The organism is Marinobacter sp. Hex_13 (assembly GCF_001566815.1).
GTDB classification, from domain to species: Bacteria; Pseudomonadota; Gammaproteobacteria; order Pseudomonadales; family Oleiphilaceae; genus Marinobacter; species Marinobacter salarius.
On sequence record NZ_LSMM01000003.1, the window covers coordinates 19542 to 36653 of the forward strand.

17 protein-coding genes are annotated in these 17112 nt (G+C 58.3%); 10 read left to right on the plus strand and 7 right to left on the minus strand.

The features are described 5' to 3' along the window. Window positions 1–4 precede the first annotated feature (4 nt). The gene (locus AXW11_RS02445) at window positions 5–1228 is read left to right on the plus strand and encodes a CaiB/BaiF CoA transferase family protein (protein ID WP_091643797.1); all 1224 of its coding nucleotides are present in this window, start codon (window positions 5–7) and stop codon (window positions 1226–1228) included. Window positions 1229–1240: 12 nt separating this feature from the next. On the opposite strand, the gene AXW11_RS02450 is transcribed toward AXW11_RS02445, so the two are convergent. The 7 genes from AXW11_RS02450 to AXW11_RS02480 all read right to left on the minus strand — a co-directional run bounded on the left by AXW11_RS02450 (window position 1241) and on the right by AXW11_RS02480 (window position 9050). Then, complete coding sequence (locus AXW11_RS02450; protein ID WP_374700697.1) at window positions 1241–1858, minus strand: SCO family protein; 618 nt, start codon at window positions 1856–1858, stop codon at window positions 1241–1243. Beyond that, a complete protein-coding gene (locus tag AXW11_RS02455) occupies window positions 1855–2697 on the minus strand; it encodes a cytochrome c oxidase assembly protein (RefSeq protein ID WP_091643794.1) in 843 nt (280 codons plus the stop codon). Before AXW11_RS02455 ends, AXW11_RS02450 begins: the two co-directional genes overlap by 4 nt. Window positions 2698–2806: 109 nt before the next feature. Then, window positions 2807–4369, minus strand: coding sequence for an FGGY-family carbohydrate kinase (locus tag AXW11_RS02460; protein WP_091643791.1), 1563 nt, complete (start codon window positions 4367–4369; stop codon window positions 2807–2809). Then, entirely contained in the window at window positions 4366–5994 is a 1629-nt protein-coding gene (locus AXW11_RS02465; RefSeq protein WP_041334920.1) for a glycerol-3-phosphate dehydrogenase/oxidase, read from the minus strand. Before AXW11_RS02465 ends, AXW11_RS02460 begins: the two co-directional genes overlap by 4 nt. Further along, entirely contained in the window at window positions 5994–7589 is a 1596-nt protein-coding gene (locus AXW11_RS02470) for an FAD-binding oxidoreductase (RefSeq protein WP_091643787.1), read from the minus strand. Before AXW11_RS02470 ends, AXW11_RS02465 begins: the two co-directional genes overlap by 1 nt. 127 nt (window positions 7590–7716) lie before the next feature. Next, a complete protein-coding gene (locus AXW11_RS02475) occupies window positions 7717–8379 on the minus strand; it encodes a transglutaminase-like cysteine peptidase (protein WP_041334914.1) in 663 nt (220 codons plus the stop codon). Window positions 8380–8387: 8 nt separating this feature from the next. After that, window positions 8388–9050, minus strand: a complete 663-nt coding sequence (locus AXW11_RS02480; protein WP_075194812.1) for a type II secretion system protein N — start codon at window positions 9048–9050, stop codon at window positions 8388–8390. Window positions 9051–9244: 194 nt separating this feature from the next. On the opposite strand from AXW11_RS02480, the gene gspE reads away from it, so the two are divergent. The 9 genes from gspE to AXW11_RS02525 all read left to right on the plus strand — a co-directional run bounded on the left by gspE (window position 9245) and on the right by AXW11_RS02525 (window position 17095). Further along, window positions 9245–10753, plus strand: coding sequence for a type II secretion system ATPase GspE (gspE, locus tag AXW11_RS02485; RefSeq protein ID WP_036207103.1), 1509 nt, complete (start codon window positions 9245–9247; stop codon window positions 10751–10753). A 4-nt stretch (window positions 10754–10757) separates the two neighbouring features. Next, window positions 10758–11969, plus strand: a complete 1212-nt coding sequence (gene gspF / locus AXW11_RS02490; protein WP_041334911.1) for a type II secretion system inner membrane protein GspF — start codon at window positions 10758–10760, stop codon at window positions 11967–11969. 64 nt (window positions 11970–12033) lie between these two features. Then, window positions 12034–12471 carry a type II secretion system major pseudopilin GspG gene (gspG, locus tag AXW11_RS02495; RefSeq protein ID WP_164732128.1) on the plus strand — a complete coding sequence of 146 codons (438 nt, stop codon included), beginning with the start codon at window positions 12034–12036 and terminating at the stop codon, window positions 12469–12471. Beyond that, the gene (gspH, locus tag AXW11_RS02500) at window positions 12453–13007 is read left to right on the plus strand and encodes a type II secretion system minor pseudopilin GspH (RefSeq protein ID WP_052479533.1); all 555 of its coding nucleotides are present in this window, start codon (window positions 12453–12455) and stop codon (window positions 13005–13007) included. Before gspG ends, gspH begins: the two co-directional genes overlap by 19 nt. Further along, complete coding sequence (gspI, locus tag AXW11_RS02505; RefSeq protein ID WP_036207111.1) at window positions 13004–13378, plus strand: type II secretion system minor pseudopilin GspI; 375 nt, start codon at window positions 13004–13006, stop codon at window positions 13376–13378. Before gspH ends, gspI begins: the two co-directional genes overlap by 4 nt. Beyond that, entirely contained in the window at window positions 13378–14172 is a 795-nt protein-coding gene (gspJ, locus tag AXW11_RS02510) for a type II secretion system minor pseudopilin GspJ (protein WP_227664091.1), read from the plus strand. Before gspI ends, gspJ begins: the two co-directional genes overlap by 1 nt. Next, window positions 14165–15178, plus strand: a complete 1014-nt coding sequence (gene gspK / locus AXW11_RS02515; protein ID WP_159265640.1) for a type II secretion system minor pseudopilin GspK — start codon at window positions 14165–14167, stop codon at window positions 15176–15178. The genes gspJ and gspK overlap by 8 nt, the downstream gene beginning before the upstream one ends. 77 nt (window positions 15179–15255) lie before the next feature. Next, on the plus strand, window positions 15256–16560 hold the full coding sequence (gene gspL / locus AXW11_RS02520; protein ID WP_091643784.1) for a type II secretion system protein GspL: 1305 nt from the start codon (window positions 15256–15258) through the stop codon (window positions 16558–16560). A 4-nt stretch (window positions 16561–16564) separates the two neighbouring features. Further along, on the plus strand, window positions 16565–17095 hold the full coding sequence (locus tag AXW11_RS02525) for a type II secretion system protein M (protein WP_091643781.1): 531 nt from the start codon (window positions 16565–16567) through the stop codon (window positions 17093–17095). Window positions 17096–17112 lie beyond the last annotated feature (17 nt).

The window sequence follows — 17112 nt, forward strand, 5'->3', positions numbered from 1 at the left end:
TTGAATGTCTGGCTCCCTCTCTCATTTGCGTGTCCTGGATCTTTCCAGAGTGCTGGCTGGTCCCTGGGCAGGGCAGATCCTTGGGGATCTCGGCGCAGAGGTTATCAAAATTGAACGCCCAAAATCCGGGGACGACACGCGCTCCTGGGGGCCACCTTATCTTCAGGGGGCTGATGGCAACGCAGATCTCTCTGCCTACTTCCTGACCGCCAATCGAAACAAGCAGTCCCTTGCGGTCGATATCGCGCATCCCGAAGGGCAGGACCTGATCCGAAAACTGGTCGCAGAGTCGGATGTCATCCTTGAAAACTTCAAGGTCGGGGGCCTCAAACGCTATGGCCTGGATTATGACAGCCTGAAGCAAATCAACCCTAAACTCATCTACTGCTCGATCACCGGATTTGGCCAGGATGGACCTTACGCGAACCGGCCCGGTTATGATTTCCTGATTCAGGCCATGGGTGGGCTTATGAGTATCACCGGGCAACCGGACGGCGAGCCCGGCGCCGGGCCAATGAAGGTCGGCGTGGCACTGACGGACATCATGACCGGGCTGTATGCCACCATTGGTGTGCTCGCTGCGCTCAGTCACCGTGACCGTACGGGAGAGGGGCAGTATGTGGAGGCGGCGCTGCTGGATGTGCAGGTAGCCTGTCTGGCGAATCAGGCCATGAATTACCTGACCACGGGCCAGGCGCCTGGGAGGATGGGGAACGCCCATCCGAATATCGTGCCTTACCAGGATTTTCCTACCGCAGATGGCAACATGGTGCTAACGGTCGGTAACGATGAGCAGTTCGCCCGGTTGTGCGATGTGCTCGGGCATCCGGAGTGGGCGAGCGATGAGCGTTTTGCGACAAATCGGGCTCGCGTAGCGAATCGGAAGGAATTGATTCCCAGGTTAAGGCAGGCCACGGTGATGCGGTCAACACAGGAATGGGTGCAAATTCTGGAGCGTTCAGGGGTGCCCTGCGGTCCGGTTAACACCCTGGATCAGGTATTTGAAGACCCACAGGTTCTTGCGCGGGGAATGAAACAGTCTGTTCAGCATCCATCGCTGGGCGATGTCCCGACGGTTGGCAATCCGATCAGGCTGAAGCTGACACCGGTAAGTTACAGGACGGCGCCTCCGCTGTTGGGGGAACAGTCAAAACAAGTCCTTGAGACTATTGTTGGCCTCTCTTCTGGCGAAATAGAGAGCCTAAGGGAGCGCGGCATAGTCTCGTGATCTGGTGTTGCGTTAGCTTTCCTCAGCCAACGCCACCAGATCCGTACGGATATCCTCCACGCTCAGCTCTGGACGGATCAGCAGGCGGGCCTTTCCTTCGCGGTCGAACACGTACACGGCGCCGCTGTGTGAGACGTTGTAGTTACCTTCCGCATCCGGTTCGTCGTAACCAAAGGTCGTACGGTAACGCTTACTGAGTTCCCTGAGCGCCGGTTCACCGCCGGTCAGGCCGATGGCCCGGTCGCTGAAAAAACTTACGTAGCTGTCGATGCGTTCGGGGGTGTCCCGCTGTGGGTCCACGCTGACAAAGACAATCTGCGTGTCCTCCCGTAACTCAGTGGGCAAATCCTTTACCGCTCTGGACAGCTTCTGGAGTGTGGCGGGGCAGATATCGGGGCAGGAGGTGAAGCCGAAGAACAGAAGGCGGATCTGACCATCGGTTTGTTCTGCGGTGATGGTGTCGCCAGAGGTTCCTGTCAGCTCGAAGGCCAATTCCGGCATCAGCCCGCTGATGTCTTTGCCATTCCAGTTTTCATCGTCGCCAAAGCACCCACCGAGCATCACCAGGGACGCCAAAAGTGCCATGGCAGAGATCGCTTTACGACTGCAGGGTAGGAACCGGTTTTTCATGAATGGCTGGCCTTCAGCTTTTCGTTATAGGGCGACACCTTGCCATCTTCACGCATGGCACGTCGAAGGATAATCAGAATGCCGAGGATGCTCATCATGGCCGGAGGAATCCAGGTCAGCAATCCGCCCAGCAACTGGTCCGTTTCTGGCGGCATTGGCCAGGCTCGACCGCAGACTTCGTACACGTCGTACACCATGCCCCTTGAGAACACGATGGTGGCGCCCAGAATCATCTGGGGGATGGCAACCAGGGCCAGAAGAAGGATGCGTTTGCCGTAGCCCAGCGCATCGCTGATGACGGGTGAACGTGGATCAAAGATCAACCACCAGAACAGCATGCCGTCCACCAGCATGCTCCAGTTCATGATCCAGTACAGATCACGGCTGAGCATGGCGTCGAAGTGGATTGGCGGCCACAGCCAGAAGTAGATCAGCCCCACAAACAGGAATGAGGCAATCGCCGGGTGCTGGAGAAAACGGTAAATCCACCCCAGCGGTATTAGCGCTCGCCGTACGCCGGGATTGATCAGGCTGTAGAGGAAACGCATCACCGGAAGGGGGTTGGACAGGGCAATCAGGATCGGCCCCAGGTGGTGCAGTATCAGATGCTGGCCCCGGTGAACGAAGAACATGTACTGGGAGTAGTAATCGAAACGGGTTTGCATCACGCCGTAGCAAAGCATAACGCCCACCACAAACACCAGTATCCGGCCGCTTCCGGGTCGGTCATCAGCAGGCATCCTGACCAGGCCGTACCCGTAGAACGCCAGAACGAGCACGAAACTCAATATGGTGAGCGGCGAGAAGTCATAGGGTACGAGGTAGTCTAAGGCCGACATCGGGCTTGCCTTTGTGCTCTGGGGGTGGAACCGGGTGATTGTTGTTGTGACTGATCCAGAGTTTTACCGGAGTGACGGCTAAATTCAAGAGATTGTTGGGTTTGCTGTGTTAATCGGGGTACCCCGTAATATCCCGAATTTTACGGTACAGCGGCTGAAGCTGGGGATACATCTTCAGGTACACCTCACGATACAGGCGCTCGTAGAGTTTCTGGGTGTCGGCCTGCGGATGGAAGACATCACCCACTCGGGTCATTGCGTTCACCGCCGTTTCAAAATCCGGATGAAGCCCCAGGCCAACGGCGGCGTCGATGGCGGCACCAAGGCCGGAGGTTTCGTAGGTATGAGGCCGTTCTGCGGGCAGGCCGAAGACATCGGCGGTCAGTTGCATGGCAGCATCGCTCTGGGAACCGCCCCCGGCGACTCTCAGCCTGCGGATGGGGACGCCGCTGCGTTTCTCGATCCGTTCCTTGCCTTCGCGCAGGGCGTAGGCCAAACCTTCCAGTATGGCTCGGTAGATGTGGGAGCGGGTGTGGACGTCGCCAAACCCGATGATGGACCCCTTGGCTTCCGGCCCCGGCTGGCGAACCCCGGGTGACCAGTAGGGTTGCAGCATCAACCCCATCGAACCGGCCGGAACGGCCCGAACCAGTTCATCGAACAGGACTTCCGGCTCCACGCCTTTCTGCTCCGCCAGTTTCTGTTCCCGCAGACCGAATTCGCGCTTGAACCAGCTCACCATCCAGAAGCCCCGGTAGATCATCACCTCGGTGGAATAGTGACCGGGCAGGGCGGAGGGATAGGGCGGCATCATGCGAACCGGTTCCAGGTAACGCTTGCTGGTGGTGTTGATGGTAGCGGTAGTGCCGTAGCTCATGCAGCCGACATCTGGTGTCAGGCCACCGGAGCCGAGTATTTCGCAGGCCTTGTCCGATGCCGCAGCAATCACTGGCAGTGGCGCCGGCAGGCCAAGGTGCCTGGCCGCGTCTTCGGTGAGGTTGCCGATCTTATCGCCGGGCTTAACCAGCTCCGGCAACATCTCACGGCGAACGGGCATGGTGAGCCACTTGAAATCACGTTGGCCGGCCCACTGGTGGCGTTTGTAGTCGAACGGGATATACCCCACCTGGCTGCCCACAGAGTCTCTGAACTGGCCTGTCAGACGGTAGTTCAGGTAGCCCGACAGCAGCAGGTAATGCCGGGTGGCCGCCCATATCCCGGGTTGGTTCTGGGCAATCCAGTTGGCCTGGGTTTTCTCTCGGAAGCGATCAACGGTGGGTTCCAGACGAAGCAGCTTGAACAACCAGCCCCATAAACCGGGCACAGGCCCTTCAACCCGGGCGTGACGTTGGTCGAGCCAGATGATGGCTGGCCGGAGTGGCTTGCCATGTTCGTCCAGATTTACAACGGTGCCACGCTGGGTGGTCAGCGTTACCCCGGCCACTTGAGTCGGCAATGCATCGGTGTTTTTCCAGAGCAGTTGGCACGCTTTACCGAGGTTTTCCCAAAAGTACTCCGGATGTTGTTCCGCCCAGCCCGGCTGCTCGGAGAAGTAGGGTTCAATCTCCTGTTTGCCCTTGCCGACGAGGTTGCCCTGAGTGTCGAACAGCAGGGCCCGCACGCTCTGGGTGCCGTTGTCGATGGCCAGGATGAGCGGTTTGGTCGTGTTCATCCAGTGGCCTCCGGTTTGGCCGGAAATATGGCCGGAAGCGAGTAGCAAGATCGCCAGAGCTCCAGATAACGTGCCTCTTCCCGTTCCCAGGTGGTGTCGTCCCAGGCCAGGATGGGTTTGCACAGGCAATGTATGTCCGGAAGCAGGTCTTCACCGCCTTTTGGAAGCACCAGACCGAGCCGGGTACGGCGCAACATCAGGTCATCCAGGTGGATCACGCCGGTATTGGCGGCCGCCCAGGCCAACTCCGCCCACAGGGTGTCGGTGCCGGCAACGGTTTCATGAGCGCCGGCGCGCAGGACCTCTGCCAGAGCAGGGCCGTAGAAGCCCCGCAAACGATGCCAGTTCTGATGGCTGATGGCGTCAGGACGTTCGAGGTCGGGGGGCGAAGCAAATACCGGCAGCGCATCGTTTCTGAGATGAAAACCCGGCATTTGCCCCCGTTCGAGTACTTCCCGGGCAATCAACCGGAAGGTGGTTAACTTGCCACCGGCGACACTGACCAGACCATTGTCGGACCAGATTACATGTTCCCGATTTTCCTTTGAGGGTTTTCGCGTTCCCTTATTTTGAGTGACCACGGGTGATTGGGTGACGACGGGGCGCACTCCCGCCCAGGTTGCGATCACGTCACGCTCGGTGATGGCACTGGCGGGAAACAGCTTTGAGGAGATCTGCAGCAGGTAGTCGAGCTCCTCCCGATTGATGGCCGGCTCACGGGACAGCGACTCTGTGTGGTCGAGGTCCGTGGTCCCCAGCACCGTCGTGCCTTGCCATGGGAAGGCGAATACCGGCCGACGGTCCTCCGGATGAAACAGCGACACCGAACAGGACACCGGAAGCCGCGAATAGGGAACAACCAAGTGGCTTCCCCTCAGGGGACGTATTCGGGTGTCAGTACTGTCGGTCTGCTTCAGCTGGTCCGCCCAGGCACCCGTGGCGTTAATAACCAGTGGGGTGTTGACGGTCATTTCCAGCGTTTGGGAATCCGTGCTGGTGTCCAGAAGGTGAACGCCTGTGACGGCGTTGGTCTCACTGTTGCGGAGAACTGCCTGCGCCTGCATATAGTTCAGGCAGATCGCACCATCGGCCTCGGCTTCTTCGAGTACACGTTGCACCAGACGCGCATCGTCGGTAACGGCATCGGTGAAGCCGCTGGCACCGGTCAGATGGCTGGTGGAGAGGCCCGGCACCCACTGCAATGTGTCTGCCGGGCTGAGTCGCTGCCTGGACGGCTTGCCCGCAAGTCGGTCGTACAGACGCAGCAGCAGCTGGAACAGCTTAGGGCCGGGGAACTGTTTCTGGTAGTGAGGCATTATGAAGCGCAGGGGGTCGATTAGCCCCGGCGCCTCTGCCAGCAGGCGCTCCCGTTCCCGCACCGCGTCCCGTGTCAGGCGAAAGTGCCCGCTGCCGAGGTAGCGCAGACCACCGTGGATCATTTTCGAAGAACGGCTGGAGGTCCCCCAGGAGAAGTCCCGTTGCTCCACCAGTAAGGTGCTCAAGCCGCTGCCGGCGGCTTCGCGAGCGATGCCCGCTCCGGTGATGCCCCCGCCGACCACAACCACATCGAAGGCGGCGTCGCCACGGGCCAGCTGGTCAAGCTTTTGTTCGCGCGTTAGAGGCATTACTTCTGAACCAGTGTTTGTGGATTCATCAAGCCGGCGGGATCGAATGTCTGGCAAAGAGATCCGATGGCCAGCATGCCCAACTCGCCTTTTTCGACCGGCAGGAAGGGCGCGTGATCCTTGCCAACGCCATGCTGATGGCTAATGGTGCCCCGGTTGTTAACGATAATGCCCGACGTGCTGGTTTTCAGCGTTTGCCAGCGGGCCAGGGTTTCCTCGTAACTGTCGGCCACCCGGAACACATAGGTGGTGTAGAGGCTGCAGCCCTGGGTATAGAAATGCGAAAGATGGGTGAAAACGTGAACCAGCTCCTTCTTTTCATTCAGCTGGTTACGGAGGTTTTCTTCAATCTGGTTTAAGAGTTTGTCGACGTTGTCCCAGTCGGTGGCGGTTTCCAGGGTGTCGACGGCATACCCGAGTTTCCAGAGGGCTTCTCGCAGGTAGGGCATGGTGAAGCGTTTGGCGGCCCATTTCTCGCCCAGTTTTTTACCGGTGTAGATCCCACCAAACTCGCGGCAGAGTTCCCGGGTTTCCGTGAGGGCGTTCCGGCATTGGCGTTTGCTGCCTGTGACGCCAAACGTCATCATGCATTTGCCGTCTTTGGCGCCCCGCAGGCCCAGATAGGACTCCAGCAGGCCAATCATCCCGGGGTGACCCGCCAGGGCGAGCTGGGTTTCAGTTTCGGTGGCGTTGCTCAGGCGCAGCATCGAGAGCTGGGTGCGGTTCTGCACTAGCTTGCGACACGCTGTTCGAGCCTTGTCCCACGACGGGAAGAACATGACATGGAAGCTTTCATGGGCAGGCAGTGGCGTGACGCGCACTTTCACTTCGGTGATAAGGCCGATCCTACCCTCGGAGCCCAGGATCATCTCGCGGATGTCCGGGCCGGCACTGGAGGCGGGAATCGTGGGGATGTCCAGCGTACCTTTCAGGGTTTCGATGCGGCCCCCGGCAAACAACTGCTCGATACGACCGTAACGGAGTGATTGCTGACCACTGGATCGGCTGGCGACCCAGCCGCCAATGGTGGACAGTTCGAAAGACTGCGGAAAGTGCCCCAGGGTATAACCCAGCGCCCGTAACTGTGACTCTACCAAGGGGCCCGGGGTGCCAGCCCCAAAGGTGGCGATCTGGCTTTCCCTGTCCAGGTCTATCAGGCGATTCATCCGCCCCATATCAACGGTCAGCACTGGCTGGTCACCGTCCACGGGGTTGATGTGGCCTGCCACGCTGGTGCCGCCGCCATAGGGGATGAGGGCAACATCGTTCTCTTCGGCATACTGAAGCAGGGCCTGGACATCCAGGGACGACTCCGGATAGGCAACACCATCGGGAAATACGCCAAAGTCGCCGCTGCGCATGGCTAGCCAGTCGGCGAGGCTTTGCCCGCGGGCGTGACGCACCCGGTCTTCGGCCGCGCCGATACAGGCCGGATTTGGCGGCAGCCTACTGTCTGGCACCTGGGCACAAACCTGTTCCAGAGATACATCCGCCAGTGGAACGGCACTCCCTACGCGCTCGTCAAGAAACCGCTGCCCCTCTTTGGGTAATTCAAGATTGAACTGGTCATCTCCCCAGCCGTTCCAGCGTCGCATGTTGGCCGTTCCTCGTTGGTAAATGTGTGTACGTCTGATTACTCGTGGGGCAGATTGTACCGCCGGGTACTGTTAACGCAGTGTCGCCTGGCGACAAGTCTTGTGTCTTATGCCGACAGCGGTGAGTCTAGCGAAGGCTGTCCACCATGCGATCATTGAGGCTCTGCCATTGCTCCAGTTTTCTCGCTTCTCCGATTCGTTCGGAGTCACCACTGGAACGGTTCAGCCACAGACCGTCACCGTTAAAACTGTAGACCGGTTCCAGGTCCTGCCTCTGGGACGCGGGTTTGATCTCGTTGATAAGGTTGTCGAGGATCAGTGGATCAGCGTCGGGCTCGGGATACCACGCCAGTACCATATGCGCCTGGTTCAGCTTGAGAGCTTTGACATAAACGATGCGGAGTTGCTCGTCGGGAACGCCCATGGATTTAAGGGTGAGGTATTTTGCGATGGAGAAGTCCTCGCAATCGCCGCCATTGGTGGTCAGCAGTTCAACAGGCGTCGCCCAGTAGTCTTCCTCGCCCCAGTGGGCAATGTCGCTGACAAACCGGACCCGGTTAAAGAAGGAATTCACGAGCCGGAGCTGGCGGTCGACCGCTGCCCGGGAAGCCATATCGTGAAGGTTTTGCCAGGTTTCCAGCCGGTCCTGGGCCTCCTGGCCGAATTCCGAACGCACGTAGGTCATGAGCCGTTCGCTGAGTTCGAAGGCGGCCACCGTTAACGTGATGACCATGAGTAGCATGGAAAGCAGGGAGCCGCTGCGGCGAGGATTCGATGCGGCCGTCTCCATGGCTGTCCTCAGTTGTTGGTTCTCAGGCGTTCGCGAAGTTGTTCCAGGCGCTGCCGGATTTCCTCGCGGCGTTGGTCGCTGGTGTCTGTGTTGGTGGAGGTAGATCGTCTGTCCACACCAGTTGGACGAATTTGAGTGCCACTGGGTTCCTCCTGCTCATTGGAGGTTTGCGTGGAAGCCATGGAGAGCCCCGTTCTGTCTTCATCTTCGGGAAAATAGAGGTTCTCGAGTTTGCCGCTGCGTTCAATGATGATGCGATTGGGGCGAACAGAACGAAGGGTCGCATTGCCAGGCAACTCATCACCCACCAGATAGGCTTCGGTGTTTCGCTTGTCGTCTTCAATCAACGCGCTACCAGGAAAGTCGCCCGAGGCGGCCAGCACACCGCGAAGAAACAGCCGCAGATTGGTTTCCGGCAGGTTTTCAGTATCGGGTTCCGTTTGGGGCGCCTCTTTACCGGGTTCTCCAAACAAGGCAAAAGAGGCCAGGTTTACCTCTGGCACCTTCCGGGTGTCGGTTTCCGCCATTGTCATGTCAGCAGTGGAAGTGGTGTCGCCGGCACTGGTTTCATTCTGCCAGAAACGAACGCCCTGCCACGCTGTCACAGTGATCATGGCGATGCCTGCGACGATGGTGAGTATCAGTGGTAACCTTGAACTGGTAAAAAGCATTGAATGTCCCGAAAAGAGCAGGTGTGGGCCGGCAAAAGGCTCACAGGTTATCAGACTGCAACGATTTATTGGCAGTATAGTGTATAGAGTTATTCAGCGGTTCCATATCCTATGGTAGCCTTTCTGAATTAATTGAATAGAAAGGGATTCCGGAACTTTTTTCTTCCCGCCCCGGCAACAAAACGAGGACGACCGTGGACACAGACACAGAACTTCAGCCGCAGGATGCTCCGCTGGGCCGTCTACCTTTCACGTTCGCCAAACGCAACGGTGTGATTCTGACACGTGACGACGATGGCGACCCTGTAATCCTGGTACGGCCCGGGGCGGGTCACTCAGCGCTGGCGGAAGCCAACCGCATCAGCGGGGGGCGTGCAAGGTTTTCTCCCATTGATCCGGCCCGGTTCGACGCCGCGCTGAACGCCGCCTACCAGAATGATTCCGCCGAAGCCATGCAGATGGTGGAAGGTATTGGCGATGATATGGACCTGGCGTCGCTGGCGGATTCGGTGCCCGAAACCGAAGATCTGCTGGAGCAGGAAGACGACGCCCCGATCATTCGGCTTATCAACGCCATTCTTACCGAGGCGGTCAAAACCAGCGCCTCTGATGTTCATATTGAAACCTACGAAACACGACTTGTGGTTCGCTTCCGGGTGGATGGTGTTCTGCGGGAAGTGGTACAGCCCAAGCGAGCGCTGGCGCCCTTGCTGGTGTCGCGGATCAAGGTTATGGCCAAGCTGGACATCGCGGAGAAACGGGTGCCACAGGATGGTCGTATCGCCCTGCGGGTTGCCGGACGTGAAGTCGACATTCGTGTGTCCACCATGCCGTCATCCAGCGGTGAACGGGTGGTATTGCGTCTTCTGGACAAGCAGGCCGGGAGCATTCGCCTGGAATCCCTTGGTATGGCGGGAGGCGATCTTAAAATACTGCGCCGGCTGATCTATCGGCCCTATGGCATCCTGCTGGTAACCGGTCCCACCGGTTCCGGCAAATCCACAACATTGTATGCGTCGCTGCAGGAAATCAACGATCGTAGCCGGAACATACTGACCGTTGAGGACCCGATCGAGTACAACCTGCCCGGTATCGGCCAGACCCAGGTCAACACCAAGGTGGATATGACCTTCGCCCGAGGGCTCCGGGCCATTCTGCGTCAGGACCCGGATGTGGTCATGATCGGTGAAATCCGTGACCTGGAAACGGCGGAAATCGCTGTTCAGGCCAGTTTGACCGGGCACCTGGTGTTGTCGACTCTCCACACCAACACCGCTGTGGGTGCGATTACCCGCTTGATGGACATGGGCATTGAGCCGTTCCTGATTTCTTCCAGTCTGGTGGGCATCGTGGCACAGCGATTGGTGCGCGTGCTCTGCAAGGACTGTTGTGAACCCTACACACCGAGCGAAGAGCATTGCGAATTTCTGCAGCAGGACCCGGCCAATCCGCCGACAATTCATCGCGCCAAGGGCTGCGAACACTGCAACCAGTTGGGGTATCGGGGCCGTATTGGTATCTACGAGGTGGTCGAGGTCAACGAGGAGATCAGCTCATTGATCCATAAGCGGGCAGGGGAGCTGGATCTCGAACACGAAGCCAGACTTCATGGCCCGAGCATCCATGCCGATGGCGTCCAGAAAATCCTGGATGGGGTAACCACGGTTGAAGAGGTCCTTCGCGTGACCCACCGGAGCAGGTAACTCCATGCCAGCATTCGATTACAAGGCACTCGACAGTCGCGGCAAACAGAAACAGGGCGTTGTCGAGGCCGATGCACCAAGGGCGGTTCGCCAGCAATTACGTGAACGGGGCCTGACGCCCCTGGCGGTGGAGCCGGCCTCGGAGAAACAGGCCCGGAGCAACCCACTGAGCAGCCGGGGCAGCCTGGCAACGGCGGACCTGGCTCTGGTGACCCGTCAGTTGGCGACGCTTATCCAGTCCGGCATCCCCATTGAACAGGCGCTTTCGGCGGCCGCCCAGCAGTCTTCCAAGCCTCGTATTCGCAGCATGCTGATTGCCATACGCGCCAAGGTCATGGAGGGGTACAGCCTGGCGGACAGCCTGGGTGAATTCCCACGGGCATTTCCACGGCTCTATCGCTCTACCGTGGCTGCGGGTGAACACGCCGGGCACCTGGATTTGGTGCTCAACCGGCTGGCGGACTATACCGAGGCCCGGCAGGAGGCTCGTCAGAAAATCCAGTTGGCGGCCATTTACCCAATCATTCTCAGCGTTGTGGCCATTGCCATTGTGGTGTTCCTGTTGACCTATGTTGTGCCGGACATCATCGAGGTGTTTGTAAAGCAGGGGCAGGAGCTTCCGGCGCTGACGGCCGCCATGCTGGCAGTCTCTGATTTTCTGGGCAACTACGGTATCTATCTGCTGATACTGATCATTATGGCACTGGTTGTTTTCCGGTGGTCATTGAAGAAACCCTCGTTCCGGCTCCGCTTCCATAAAAGCCTGCTGAACATGCCGCTGTTTTCAGGCATGGTTCGCGGTGTCAACACCGCACGCTATGCCAGTACACTGAGCATTCTGACCACCAGCGGTGTACCGTTGGTGGAAGCCATGCGTATTGCCGGTGAGGTGCTCTCAAATGACCACCTGCGTCAGGAGCTGCGGGATGCAGCAAGAAAGGTGAGTGAAGGCGGTTCCCTTCATCGCTCGCTGGACCAGACGGGGTACTTTCCACCGATGATGCTGCACATGATCGCCAGCGGTGAAGCCAGCGGCGAGCTGGACAGCATGCTGGAGCGGACTGCGACGATGCAGGAGAACACCCTGCAATCCAAGATTGCCGCCATCGTGGGCCTGTTCGAGCCGATGATGCTGCTGTTGATGGGCATGGTTGTGTTGATTATCGTGCTGGCAATCATGCTTCCGATCCTGAATATGAGCAACCTGGTTGGTTAGGCCAGGACCGGCAGGCCAACCCCATTTCCAAACCCAGAGATAGGGACAGATGAAGAGCGAAACAATGAAACATCAAATGGCACAACGGGGTTTTACCCTGATCGAAATCATGGTGGTCATGGTTATTCTGGGCTTGCTGGTAGCCATTGTGGCTCCCAACATCATGGGGCGAAGTGACCAGGCCCGCGTGACCGTCGCCGAAACCCAGATGAGCAACATCGCTAACGCGTTGGACCTCTACCGCCTTGATAACAGCCATTACCCGTCAACCCAGCAGGGCCTTGAGGCACTGGTGTCCAAGCCCAGTGGCAGCCCCGAGCCGCGGAACTGGAATCCGGAAGGGTACCTGAACAGCGTTCCCGAAGATCCCTGGGGTGCGCCATACCAGTATGTAAACCCAGGCACGGAAGGCCCTTATGATCTCTACTCGTACGGTGCCGATGGCCGAGAGGGCGGTGACGGTGATAACGCCGACATCAGCGTATGGAAGGTCAGGGACTGATAGTGCTCTCCAGGACGCGACAGTCGGGCTTCACACTGATCGAAATACTCGTTGTCCTGGTGGTGGTTGGGCTGCTCGCGGCGCTTGCGGTTATGTCGATGGGTGGTAGCTCGCGTGATCGCGAGATGGAAAATGAAGTACGCGAGCTCTACCTGCTGATGCAGACCGCCTCGGAGCAGGCGATACTGAACAATACTGAACTGGGCCTGATCCTCGAGGAAGACAGCTATCGTTTCGTCGCCTGGGAAGAGTTGAGTGGCGAATGGAAACAGCCAGCCGAGCGGATGTTCCGGACACGGAGTTTTCCGGAATGGATCACGGCGACTGAATACATCGAAAGCGATACCCCACGCCTGGCGTCTGACGAAGATGAACTGAGGCCGGATGTGGTGTTTTTCTCCAGCGGTGAAACCACGCCCTTTGAGATTGAGTTCCTTGTTGGCCGCGATGATTCCCGGATGCATACCATTGCGTCTGATGGCGTTTCTCCCTTGGAATGGCGCCATCCCGGAAGCGAGGAGGTCGAGGAAGAATGAAGGGCCAGCGCGGTTTCACACTGATTGAGGTCTTGGTGGCTCTGCTGGTTTTCGGCCTGATTGCCACCGCAGCCGCTGAGGTGGGTAGTCAGTATATTTCCAGCTATGAGCGGATTCGGGACAAAACACTGGCTGGCTGGGTGGCGGACAATCGCATCAACGAAATCCGGCTTCAGGAAAACCTGCCCTCTATTTCAGAGAACTCGGAAGACATCGAATACGGCTCGTATCAATGGCAGGTAACCACTGCTGTCCTTGCCACCGAAGACCCGTCCATTCTCCGTGTTGAGGTCACCGTGGCTCAGTATCGCGGCAACAGACCTGAGCCCGCCCCGATCCACACGCTGTCTGCGTTTATTGGTGAGAACTGATGTCGGCCCCCATGATCATTGCTCAACACAGGTCGCGTCCCTCCGCTCAAGCTGGCTTTACCCTGATGGAAGTGCTGATCGCGGTTACCATCACCGCTGTTATCGGCCTAGGGGTATGGCAGGTGCTGGGCAATGTGGTCTCGTCGAGGGACCGGGTCAACGAAGTCGCGGAACAGTTTGATAATATTCAACGCACCATGCTCTTGCTGGAGCGGGACATTACCCAGGTGGTGAACCGGTCCGCCCGTGACATTTACGGCGATTTCCGTCCTGCTCTGACCAGCCGTGAGGAAGAGTTTTCATTGATTCTCACCCGCCAGGGCTGGCGCAACCCACTGGGCACTCGCCGCAGCAGTCTGCAGCGGGTGGGCTGGGAATACACCGGGGATGAATTGCGCCGGCGGTACTGGGTAACCGTCGACAGGGGGCAGGAAGACAACAGCCAGGACCTTCTTCTGCTCTCGAACGTCACTGAGTTCACGGTTCGTTTTCTCGATGATCAGCGAAACTGGCGGGATGAATGGCCTGATGAAGAGAGTATGGCCAATATGACACCGGGTACGCGCCCCGATATTCCCTTACCGCTGGGTATTGAGGTCACCATTGAGCATGAACGTTTTGGAGAGCTGGTAAGAACCTTCACGCTTCCTGATTTTGACAACGACGTTGCCCAGGGTGTGGTGAATAGCGTCAACGATGCCGCAGACGATCAGGACGATGATCAACAACAGGATCAGGATCAGAATCCAAACCCTGGCCAGGACTCATCGGGGACAGGAGTGACGGGTGGCTAAGCATCCATTCATTGGTAGGCACGGTGGTCGCCAGAGTGGCGTTGCACTGATCATGGTGCTCCTCGCCATGGCGCTTGTGGTCATGCTGGCAACAGGCATGACCCAGCAGCAAAGCGTGCGGGTATTCCGAGCCAGCCACTACCTTGCCCAGCAGCAGGGGCACAGCGTGGCCCTGGGTGCGGAAGCCTTTGCCCGCCAGATTCTGGTGCGCGACTTTGAGGACGACAAGGAGAACAACCTCATGGTCGACAGCCTGGACGAATTCTGGGCAAAGAATGCCGCCATCCTCCCGCTGGACGACAACGGCGTGGCGGAGGTTCAGATTGATGATCTCGGTGGCAGGATCAACCTCAACGACCTGGTAAGCGCCAACGGGCAGGTCGACCCCATTGTTCGTGATCGAATCGCCCGTTTGCTCCAGGTGCTCGAAATCACCACGGTCAATGTCGATGCGCTGGTGGATTGGATCGACCCGAACGACCAGACCGTCAGCGCGTATGGGGCCGAGGACGGTCAGTACCTTTCTGCGGATCCGGCCTACCGGGCCGGCAATCAACCCTTTGTTGATGTTTCCGAGCTTCGCCTGATTGATGGTATGACCGAGGAAGCTTATCGGGCACTGAGACCACACGTAACGGCGTTACCGGTGACGGGGTTGGGCATTAACGTCAACACCGCGACGGCACCAGTGCTCAGGTCTCTCCATGAGGAACTGACACAGGCTCAGGCAGACGCTATTCTGGAAAGACGCACGGAAGAGCGCTTCGAGAATGTACAGGACTTCCTGGCACTGGATGAATTTGCGGGGCGGGGGATGAAACCCACTGGCCTCGGTCTGCAAACCCGTTTTTTTGAAGTAGTATCGCGGATTACCTACGATAACCGGGTTGCCAACCTGGTCAGCACGGTTTATCGAAGCCCGGAAGGCGAGATGCAAACCGTGTCTCGTGACACCGGGCAAAAGAATCGTATAACCAAGGAACCGTTCACGATCTCCGGGGAATAGGGAAGTCCGGAGCCGGAAAACCGTTACAAAAAGAACCGATAACCCCCAGAGGGTTTCGAAAAAGGAAACTGTTCAGAATGTCATATCGCCTCTACGTCAGGCCACGGCCACCGTTCGCGGACCCCGACGCCAACCCGGAAGCCCAGTTGTACAATTGGGTGCTGGTGGATGCCAGTGGAGATGCCCAGGCCCGGGGAACCGCGGATTCACGAGACACCATCGAGCAGACTCTGACCCAGAACGATCTCGATAACGTGTTGTTGGTGGGGCTCATTCCCGGCGATGAGGCGCTTTTCTGCGTAGCGGACATTCCCGCCAAACAGACGCGATTTGTTCATCAGGCGCTCCCTTACGCGGTTGAGGAGCAGGTTGCCCAGGACATCGAAAGTGTTCATCTGGCCCTGGGTAACCGCACGGAGAAAGGTTTTCGGGTGGCGGCCATAGATCACGGGCAAATGGCCGAATGGGTGATGATGTTCAGTGGTTGGAATCACCTTAAGCTGGATGCGATCTACCCGGATTCAAGCTTGCTACCGTTGACTGAGGGCGGCTGGTCGGTGTGCCTGGATGGCGATTCCGCCATGCTCTCCAGTGATCAGGGGGAGTGGCTCAGTGTTCATGCGCGAAATCTCGCGATGTTTGCACAGACGCTGGCGCTTCCGCCTTCTGATGAAGTCGTTGCCGAGGTGCCGGTGACGATTTATGGAACTGAGCAGGAATTTGAACACCAGCAGGCGGACCTGAGCGAGCTGAAATCGTCAGGGCGCCTGGTGGTTCGCGAGGAAACGCTGGAACTGATGCCGCTGGAACTGCTGGCACATTCCCACCATCATCACCTTTGCCAGCCGATCAACCTGTGCCAGGGGACCTACAGCATCCGCACTGGCAAATCGAGTGCGTTGGGCGCATGGAAGCCGCTGGTTGCCGTGGCCTGCGTATGGTTTGTGATCCAGATTGGCGTGGAAGTGGGCATGGGTTTCTACTATCAGCAGCAAGCCGACGAGATCCGGGAGCAGGCGATGGCGGTTTATCGTGAGGCCTTCCCGGGGGATACCAGGACCCATTCCGGTAACGTGCGCCGGGTTGTTGAAGGGCAGTTGCGTCAACTTCAGGCGGAAGGGCCAAACGCCGGTTTTCTCACGTTGATGAAGTACACGGGTGAACAGTACTCGAAGATTCCCGATTCACGCGCTGTCACCTTCAATTCGGTGAACTACAGCCAGAATCGCGGGGAACTTGTGGTCGATGTGCGCGCAGACAGCTATGACAAGCTCAGCACCCTAAGAAACGGCCTGACCAGTCGCGGATTGGAAGCGAAGATCGGCTCGGTGGTAAATGAATCCAATGGCGCCCGCGGACGCCTGACGGTTTCCGGAGGATAATGGCATGTTAAACAGGATCAAGGAGCAGCCAGCCGTCGGAAAGCTCATCGCCCAGTATGACCAGTTGCCTCGCAGGGACCAGCAGGCTCTGTCTGTTCTTGCGGTGGCCGTTCTCCTCGGCATTCTCTACTTCGGAGTCTGGCGCCCTGCCACGGGTTTCCACAACGAAGCTGTCGAGTCTAGGGAGCGTGCCACTGAACTTTTGGCGTGGCTTGAGGCTAATCGTCAGTCATTGGAGCGTCTGTCCAGTGCCAACTCGTCTTCGGGGGGCGCAGGTTCTGATACGCCGGTAGACGGTAGAGCACTTATGGCGCTGGTGACGCGCAGTGCCAGCGAATCAGGCCTTTCGCTTCAGCGCTTCGAGCCCAGTGGTGAGAACGCCATTCGCGTCTGGCTCGAGGGTGCACCGTTCACCGAGGTGGCCAACTGGTTGGAACGTCTGAACACTAGCCACGGTGTTCAGATAGATCAAGCGTCCATGGACCGACAGAACGATCCAGGGATCGTATCCGTACGTCTGACGTTAACGATTTGAGGCAGACACTGGAGAAC